We start from the raw sequence: 852 nt of genomic DNA on the forward strand, positions 1-852 counted from the left end.
AAATAAAATGTTGCAAGAACAAAATTTATTATATTATTTCTTACTAGATTTTCGTTATAAAACGCTTGTTGATAGATTTAGTATCACAAAGAGAAGCTTTGACGAAATAGATTCTTTTAAAATTCCGACGGATGGTTTCTTATCTTATTATTACCATTTTTGTAAAGCGGTATATGCTACTATACTTAAAGATTATAAAGAAGCGAAAAAATATTATGAAAAAGCAGAGTTTTTTTTGAAAGACGTTCCAGAAGAAATTGAACAAGCTGAATTTCAATCTAAGTTAGCCTTATTCTATCATAATAATAATGAACCACTTTTAGCTGTTCACTATGCAACTATTTCAAAAGATATCTTCTCTAAACACCAAGGTTATGAAAGTAATACTGCTTCTTGCGAAAATACTATTGGAATGAGTTGTGTATCTCTAAAACAGTTTGAACAGGCCGAGGAACATTTAAATTCTGCATTAAATTTATTACAAAAAAATAATGAAGAAAGATTAATTTCATTCGTGCGGCACAACTTAGGGTGGCTATATGCAAATCAAAACCTTTCTGAATTAGCTATCCGTCACTTATCAGAAGTAACAGAGAAAATACCTAATCATTTCAAAGCTGTTTTTTTACAAGCTAGGGAATATTCTAAGTTAGGTGAAACAAATATATCTTCTATCCTTATTGAAAAAGGATTGGAACTTTGTTTAGAAGTAGAGAATGAAGAATATACACATCATTTCAATATTTTAAAAGCATTAAATAATAATGTGACTATCGAGGAATTAAAAAGGGTAATTGTTACAGGGATTTCTTATTTCAAAGAAGAGAATCTTTCTTATTATGTAGAAGAATA

Annotated in this window: 1 protein-coding gene; it reads left to right on the top strand. The window is 28.4% G+C overall.

The features are described 5' to 3' along the window. Positions 1 to 852 (top strand): tetratricopeptide repeat protein (locus tag V7038_RS28505; RefSeq protein WP_335696015.1); only part of this gene is annotated, 852 nt, incomplete at both ends.

Origin of the sequence: Bacillus sp. JJ783 (genome assembly GCF_036963225.1) — a bacterium.
In the GTDB taxonomy this organism is placed as follows: Bacteria; Bacillota; Bacilli; order Bacillales; family Bacillaceae_G; genus Bacillus_A; species Bacillus_A cereus_U.